The organism is Halomonas sp. BC04 (assembly GCF_000568385.1).
On record NZ_AZQX01000026.1, the window covers coordinates 1 to 6,357 of the forward strand.

General features: G+C 63.5%; 6 protein-coding genes and 1 pseudogene. All 7 read right to left on the reverse strand.

All coding sequences use genetic code 11. The annotated features are described in order from the left end of the window. Positions 1-732, reverse strand: a 732-nt coding sequence (lpxB, locus tag Q427_RS02215; RefSeq protein WP_043510584.1) for a lipid-A-disaccharide synthase, incomplete at its 3' end; no start/stop codon positions are given. A gap of 12 nt (positions 733-744) precedes the next feature. Beyond that, positions 745-1,512, reverse strand: a complete 768-nt coding sequence (lpxA, locus tag Q427_RS02220) for an acyl-ACP--UDP-N-acetylglucosamine O-acyltransferase (RefSeq protein WP_043510586.1) — start codon at positions 1,510-1,512, stop codon at positions 745-747. Continuing rightward, the gene (gene fabZ, locus Q427_RS02225) at positions 1,509-1,952 is read right to left on the reverse strand and encodes a 3-hydroxyacyl-ACP dehydratase FabZ (protein WP_043510595.1); all 444 of its coding nucleotides are present in this window, start codon (positions 1,950-1,952) and stop codon (positions 1,509-1,511) included. The genes lpxA and fabZ overlap by 4 nt, the downstream gene beginning before the upstream one ends. Positions 1,953-2,075: 123 nt before the next feature. Continuing rightward, the gene (gene lpxD / locus Q427_RS02230) at positions 2,076-3,116 is read right to left on the reverse strand and encodes a UDP-3-O-(3-hydroxymyristoyl)glucosamine N-acyltransferase (RefSeq protein WP_043510588.1); all 1,041 of its coding nucleotides are present in this window, start codon (positions 3,114-3,116) and stop codon (positions 2,076-2,078) included. Between the two features lie 47 nt (positions 3,117-3,163). Beyond that, positions 3,164-3,664 carry an OmpH family outer membrane protein gene (locus tag Q427_RS02235; RefSeq protein WP_043510590.1) on the reverse strand — a complete coding sequence of 167 codons (501 nt, stop codon included), beginning with the start codon at positions 3,662-3,664 and terminating at the stop codon, positions 3,164-3,166. 25 nt (positions 3,665-3,689) lie between these two features. Beyond that, a pseudogene (gene bamA, locus Q427_RS02240) lies at positions 3,690-6,031 on the reverse strand (outer membrane protein assembly factor BamA). A 129-nt stretch (positions 6,032-6,160) separates the two neighbouring features. Beyond that, on the reverse strand, positions 6,161-6,357 hold a 197-nt coding region (locus Q427_RS02245; protein ID WP_043510594.1), incomplete at its 5' end, for a site-2 protease family protein.

The window sequence follows — 6,357 nt, forward strand, 5'->3', positions numbered from 1 at the left end:
TGCCGCCAGCAACGCCCGCAGTTCTTCATGCCGCTTCGGCGTCGCTGCGGGAATCACCACCTGTAGCCCGGGGCGGACCCGGCACAGTTGCTCGGCGGCGTCGAGGAAGGTGTCGCCGAGAAAGCGGATCTCGTTGGCCCGGGATCCCGGCAGCAGGGCAAGAACGGCCGTGTCCGCATCCAGCCCCAGCGCGGCACGGGCCATGGCGCGGTCGTTGGTCAGCGGCAGCTCGTCGGCCAACGGATGTCCGACGAAGGCCACCGGCACCCGGTGACGGGCGTAGAAGGCGGCCTCGAAGGGCAGGAAGGTGAGCATGGCATCGACGGAGCGGGCGATCCCCTTGATCCGCCCCTGCCGCCAGGCCCACACCGTGGGGCTGACATAGTGCGCGGTGGTGATGCCCGCCTCGCGCAGCTGTCGCTCCAAGCCGAGATTGAAGTCGGGGGCATCGATACCGATCATGATATCGGGCTGCCAGGCCAGGGCATCCCTCCTGAGGGAGCGCCGCACGCGGATCAGCTCGGGAAGGTGCTTGATCACCTCCACCAGGCCCATCACCGAGAGGGTTTCCAGGGGAAAGCGGCTCTCCATGCCTTCGGCGATCATTCCCGGTCCGCCGATGCCACGGAATTCCACGTCCGGGTGGCGTGCCTTGAGGGCGCGCATCAAGCCGGTACCCAGATTGTCGCCGGAGAGCTCACCGGCCACGATATAGACACGTCTTACCGTCATGGCCCCATCACGTCAGCGCACGATGCCACGAGAGGACACCTCGATGGAGGCGGCGAAGGCTTCGGTCTCGGGCATCGGAAAACGGCTGCGGATGGCCACCAGCGCCTGCTCGACGGTCAACCCTTGGCGATAGACCAGCTTGTAGGACTCGCTCAGGGCCTTGATCGCGTCCTTCGAGAAACCACGGCGTTTCAGCCCCGTCAGGTTGAGGCCATGAGCCCTGGCCGGATTGCCATTGATCATCACGAAGGCCGGCGTGTCCTTGGTGATGATCGAGCCACCGCCGGCCATGGCATAAGCGCCGAAGTGACAGAACTGGTGGATCGCGGAGAGCCCTCCCAGTATGGCGAAGTCACCCAGGGTGACATGGCCGGCCAGGGTTACCTGGTTGGCGAACACGCAGTCGTTGCCGATGAGACAGTCGTGTCCCACGTGAACATAGGCCATGAACAGGTTGCGCGAACCGATGACGGTCTCACCGCGATCCTGGGCGGTGCCGCGGTGCAGCGTTGCCCCCTCCCGGATGACGTTGTCGTCGCCCATCACCAGGCGCGTGGGTTCCCCGGCATACTTCTTGTCCTGGCAATCCTCGCCCACCGAGGCAAACTGGAAGATACGGGTACGGGCGCCCAGTACGGTCGGCCCCTTGATCACGACATGCGGACCGATACGACTGCCGGACCCGATCTCGACGTCGGGCCCGATCACGGTAAAAGGTCCGACCTCGACATCCTCGGCCAGACGTGCACTGGGATCGACGATGGCAGTGGTATGTATCAAGCAACCTTCCTCTCGGCACAGATGATGTCGGCCTCACAGGCCAGCTCGCCCCCTACCGTAGCACGGCAGGCAAATTTCCAGATGCCGCGCTTTTCACGTTCCACGCGAGCCTCCAGCACCAGGCAGTCGCCGGGCATGACCGGGCGCTTGAAACGCACGTTGTCGCTCCCCACGAGATAGTAGACATAACCGTCGGCGGGCAACTTGTTGACGGTCTTGAACCCCAGGATGCCACACACCTGCGCCAGGGCTTCGAGCACCAGCACACCGGGCATGATCGGGTGGTGCGGGAAGTGGCCGTTGAAGAACGGCTCGTTGATGCTGACATTCTTGTAGCCAACGATCAGTTCGCCGAGCGTCAACTCCGTGATCCGATCCACCAGCAGGAAAGGATAACGGTGGGGTAGATACTCACGAATCTCGTTGATGTCCATTACCATCGTAGCGACCTCTGAAAGGAAGTAGGAAAGCCGGAGCAGCATAGGCATGTTGCATCCGGCTTTCCGAAATGCCTGCAGGGAGAGAAAGGCAGGCGATGGATTATAGCGTCGCCAGACTTCGTCTCAACCCTCCGGGTTGCGCTTTTCCAGCTTGGCCAGGCGGCGGGCGATATCGTCGAGCTGTTTGAAGCGCACCGCATTCTTGCGCCACTGGGCGTTCTGCATCGCACCGGTACCCGACGAGTAGACCCCCGGCTCGTGAATCGAGTTGGTCACCAGGCTCATGCCGGTGACCTGCACCCCGTCGCAGATGGTCAGGTGGCCGGCCAGGCCCACGCCGCCGCCCAGCATGCAGTTGCTCCCTACCCGGGTCGAGCCGGCGATGCCGACACAGCCGGCAAGGGCGCTGTGATCGCCGATCCGCACGTTATGGGCGATCTGCACCTGACTGTCGATCTTGACGTCGTTGCCGATGACGGTGTCGTCCAGTGCCCCACGGTCGATGCTGGAGCAGCTACCCACTTCGACGTCATCCCCCAGCACCACCCCACCCAGTTGAGCGATCTTGTGCCAGCGCTTTCCGTCATGGGCGAAACCGAAACCGTCGCCACCGATGACACAGTGGCTGTGCAGGATGGCCCGCTCACCGATGATGACTCCGTGACAGACGGTCACGTTGGGATGCAGGCGAGACCGGGCGCCGATACGCGAGTTCGCCCCCACCACACAGCCGGGACCGATCACGACCTCGTCGCCCAACTCGACGCCAGGCTCGATGACTGCCTGGGGCCCGATCTCAACCCTGGCACCCAGGCGTACGTCTTCGGCCACCACGGCCGTGGGGTGGATGCCGCCGGCAGGAGGGGCCAGGAACGGGTCGAAGAGCCGTGACAGCTGAGCATAGCCAAGGTAGGGGTTATCGAGCTCGAGATGGTCCACCGGGCATTCGCCGGCATGCTCGGGGTGTAGCAGCACCGCGCCGGCACGCGTGTCGTGCAACCCCCTGAGGTAGGAAAGGTTAGCCACGAAGGCGATCTGCTCGGGGCCGGCATCCTGCAAGGTAGCCAGACCCGAGATGCGGCGCGTGCCGTCACCCACCAGCCGCGCTCCGAGCTGTTCGGCAAGATCGGCGAGGGTGAACTGTGGGGGAGCAGGTTGCGTCATGAAGACCCGGTAGTCAGCAGAGCACGGCGGCAAGCCGCCGTGGCAGATCAGTTGAGAGAGTTGAGGATATCGGTCACTTCCCCGGTCAGGTTCGGTAGCTCGACTTCTGAATGAACCACGCCCTGGGGGTCGACCAGCACCTGGATGCGGTGCCGCGAGATGACCTGCTCAACCGCCCGCTCCAGCTTCGGCTCTGACTGCTGAAGGAACTCCTGCTCCGAGCGCATCTGCTCCTCGATGATCTGCTGGCGCAGCTGCTCGAAGCGGCTGCCCTTCTGCTGGAATTCCTGGATCATCGCCTGGCGCTCGGCATCCGAGAAGCTGCCTCCCTGAAGGCGCTGCTGCAAGCTCTGCAGCTCCTCCCCCAGCGCCTGGGCCTCCTGTTGCTGCCCGCGAAGGCGGCTCTCCAACTGCTCCATGGAGCGTTGGGCGGCATCGGACGAGAGCAGCGCCTGGCGCCAGTCCAGCACGGCGACCTCGGTGGCATGCGCCGGCAGTGCCAAGACACTGAACAGGCCTACACAGAGAATGGCGGTCAACTTGCGCATGTACGACTCCTTGGTCGATGCCGGGTCAGAATGTCTGACCCAGTGAAAACTGGAAGAACTGGGTATCGTCGCCGCTCTTGTCATTGAGGGGCTCGGCGACACTGAAGGTCAGCGGACCCACCGGGGTCAGCCAGGAGAGGCCGATACCGGCACTGTAACGCAGCTCACCCAGGTCGACACCCGAGGAGCAGTTCGAGGGTCCGTCGCCGTCGACCACCGGGTAACAGCTGGTCAGGAAGGTGTTACCGGCATCGATGAAGAAGCCGGTCTGCAGCGACCGCTGGTCCTCGAGGAAAGGCATCGGGAAAAGCAGCTCCGCACTACCCTCGACCAGCACGTTGCCACCCAGGGTACGGTCACGTCCCGCCTCGCGGGGGGTGGTGCGCTGACCCAGGGTATTGGCGGTGAAACCGCGCACCGAGCCGAGGCCACCGGAGAAGAAGTTCTCGTAGAAGGGGTGGGGGTCGCTACCGATGCTGTCGGCATAGCCCAGGGTCGAGCCGAATTTCAGCGCCCAGGTCTCCTCCTCGTTCAAGGGAAACAGCTGCTGCGCCCTGGCCCGCAGCTTGTAGTACTCCGCGTCGCTGCCCGGCGCTGCGGTCTCCATCGACAGACGCTGGTAGTTGCCCGAGGTGGGCATGATGCCCCGGTTCAGGTTGTTGCGGGTCCAGCTGGCAGTGAGCTTGAGGCTCTGGGCGTCGGCACCCTGCTCATCGACGTAGCGCACGATCTCAGAGGGGGTGTCTCGGAAGGTCTTGACCGTCAGGTCCTCGATGCTGGCGCCGAAGTTGAGCCGGGAGAGTTCACTGATCGGGTAGCCGAAGCTGATGCCCCCGCCGTAGGCGTCGGTGGAGAAGGTCGAGATATCCGAATCGGCATAGTCGGTCTCGCGGTAAAACAGGTTGTAGCCCCGAGAAATGCCGTCCAGGGTCCAGTAGGGATCGGTGTAGCCGAAGTTGAGACTGGTGAAGGTATCACTGCGCTGTGCGCCGACGTTGACTCGGTTGCCGGTCCCCAGGAAATTGTTCTGGGCCAGCGAGGCCCCATAGATGATGCCCGCACTCTGGGAGAAGCCGATGCTCGCCGATACCGAACCGGAGGGCTGCTCCTCAACGGTATAAGTGACATCCAGCTTGTCGGGCTCGCCCGCCACCGGCTGGGTATCCACGTCTACCTGGCTGAAGAAGCCCAGGCGCTCCAGGCGACGGCGCGACTGGCTGATCGACTCGGTGGAAGCGGGTGCCCCCTCCATCTGGATCATCTCGCGACGCAACACCTCATCCTGGGTGCTGGTATTACCGATGAAGTTGATGCGCCGCACATAGGCACGCTGTCCCGGATCGACCCTTATGGTGAGATCCACCGTCGAGCCATCGGCACCGGGCTCCGGCACACCCTCGACCCGGGCGAAGGCGAAGCTTCGGCACCCAGGCGGGAACGCAGGGCCTCGGTGGAGGCGGTGACGTCGCTACGCGAGAATATCTGGCCGCTTTCCACCTGAAGCAGGTCGCGCGCCTCACGCTCGCTGATCTGCATATCCCCTGCAAAGCGGATGTCGCCCAGGCGATACTGTCGTCCCTCGTCGATATTAACGGTGACGAATATCCGCGACTTGTCCGGGCTGATCGATACCTGGGTGGAGGTAATGGCGAAGTTCACATAGCCGCGATCGAGATAGAAAGAGCGCAGCCGCTCCAGATCGCCGGCCAATGCTTCACGGGAGTATTCGTCTCGCGAGAACCAGCCGAAGAAGCGTCCGGGGCGGTCGCTGAGCTCGAAGACACCGCGCAGTTCGTCGTCGTCGAAATCCCGGTTGCCAACGACGTTGATCTGGCGAATCTTGGCTACGGCCCCTTCGTTGATGTCGATATCGACCTGGACCCGCCCTTCATCGATTTCACGCACGCTGGTCTCGATACGCGCGCTGTAGCGGCCCTGTGACTGGTAGACACCCTCCAGCTCGCGCTGGATCTCCTCGAGAGTGGAGAGCTGCAAAACCTGCCCTTCGGCAAGCCCGCCTTCGCGAAGGCCACGACGCAGGTCATCTTCGGAAAGCTGGCGGTTGCCGCTGATGTTGAGCCGCGAGATGGTGGGGCGCTCCACCACCTGAATGACCAGCACATCACCATCCCTGGCCAGCTGGATATCGTCGAACAGGCCCGTGGCGAACAGGCTGCGCGCCGCCTCGGCCAGCTCGCGGTCATCCACCCGATCCCGGGCACTGACGGGGAAGGCGTTGAAGACGGAGGCAGCGGAAACGCGCTGCAGCCCCTCCACGCGAATGTCGGTCACTTCAAAAGATTCGGCCAGCACCGTATTGGAACCGGCCAGCAGCAGAGCCGCCAGTCCGAGGGTCTTGATATTCATGCAGTCGCTTCGCTCGCGTTGATCCGCCTGCCTGTCCAGACAGGCACCTTATACATTTGTGCGGGTGACTGACAAGGCTGGAGCCGGCTCCACCTCTCCCTGTGCCCCCGGTCGGGGTAGAGTCGCTCGCTACCAGAGACGCATCAGATCGAAATAGAGCGCCATCAACATCAGCGTGGCTATCAGCGCCAAACCAATACGCAGCCCCATCGCCTGGGTCCGCTCGGAAACCGGCCGGCCACGGACCGCTTCCACGAAATAATAAAGCAGGTGGCCACCGTCGAGCACCGGAATGGGCAGCAGGTTCAGCACCGCCAGGCTGATCG

Excerpts from the sequence above, each read along its gene's own strand:
- fabZ (WP_043510595.1), bottom strand. The coding sequence starts at position 1,952 with ATGGTAATGGACATCAACGAGATTCGTGAGTATCTACCCCACCGTTAT.
- lpxD (WP_043510588.1), bottom strand. The coding sequence starts at position 3,116 with ATGACGCAACCTGCTCCCCCACAGTTCACCCTCGCCGATCTTGCCGAA.
- Q427_RS02235 (WP_043510590.1), bottom strand. The coding sequence starts at position 3,664 with ATGCGCAAGTTGACCGCCATTCTCTGTGTAGGCCTGTTCAGTGTCTTG.